This window comes from Arthrobacter mobilis (assembly GCF_012395835.1).
In the GTDB taxonomy this organism is placed as follows: Bacteria; Actinomycetota; Actinomycetes; order Actinomycetales; family Micrococcaceae; genus Crystallibacter; species Crystallibacter mobilis.
The window spans coordinates 1-843 of sequence record NZ_JAAZSQ010000077.1; the positions used below are offsets into that span (position 1 = coordinate 1).

At 67.1% G+C, this 843-nt stretch carries 1 pseudogene; it reads right to left on the bottom strand.

Going from position 1 to position 843, the window contains the following annotated elements:
* Positions 1–197 precede the first annotated feature (197 nt).
* Positions 198–843, bottom strand: a pseudogene (locus HGG74_RS20920) (relaxase/mobilization nuclease domain-containing protein); the annotation flags it as partial.

Here is an 843-nt window from a genome sequence, read left to right on the forward strand (position 1 = left end):
CGTGAGGCGGGCCTGCGCTTTGTGCGCTGCCTGGGCATCCTGGTGCTCCTGCTGCCGTTGGGACTCCTGCCGGCGCCGGGCCAGCGTCTCGGCAATGCGGGACGCGATCATGAGGGACTGCCGCATTCCGCCGTCCAGAAATTCGTCCATTCCGTCTGATTCACTCATCGCGCTCCCCTTGCAGTTGGTGGTGGTCGTTATCGGTCAAGTACGGGGCCGGAATCATGGCCCGTGTGTTGGCGGGTCTTGGAAGGCGTTGGTGTGGTCGGTACCGCTGACCCTGGACGGATGGGCGCCATGCCGCGCAGTCCAAGTTCGACGGCATTCGGAGCCGCGGCCTGTTCCGGTGCACCGACGGTGACCGGCCGGGGCATGGTCGCCGCGAACGGCTTCAGCTGCTCCGTCACGACGGCACGGAGCCGCTGCGCTTCCCTGGTTCGACCGGACTGCTGGTGCATTTCGTGGATGGCGAAGGCAGTGTTCACCAGTTGCAGCATGAGCGCCGATTGGGCGGCCGTCTTGTTCTTGCTGGACGCGGCCATGAACAACATGGCAGTCCCGGCAATGGACGGCAGGGCGACGGGCTTGCTGTGTTCCCGTGGCGCCCGGAGTTGGGCGGTGCGGGACAGTTCGGCGGCGGTGGCCGCCAGCGGGCCTGGGGTCGGTTCGAGCCGGTGTGACCATGCCGCGAACGCGCCGGAGACTTCCCTCGCTGCTTTCGCCCAGGTGGCGTGGTCATCACGGGGCAGTGTGCGCAGCTGCTCAACCAAAGCGGTCGCGTTCCGGGTGTACTCCACCCACATTTCCGCCGGGGGTATTCCGTTCTCGGGGCCGGTCCCGGAC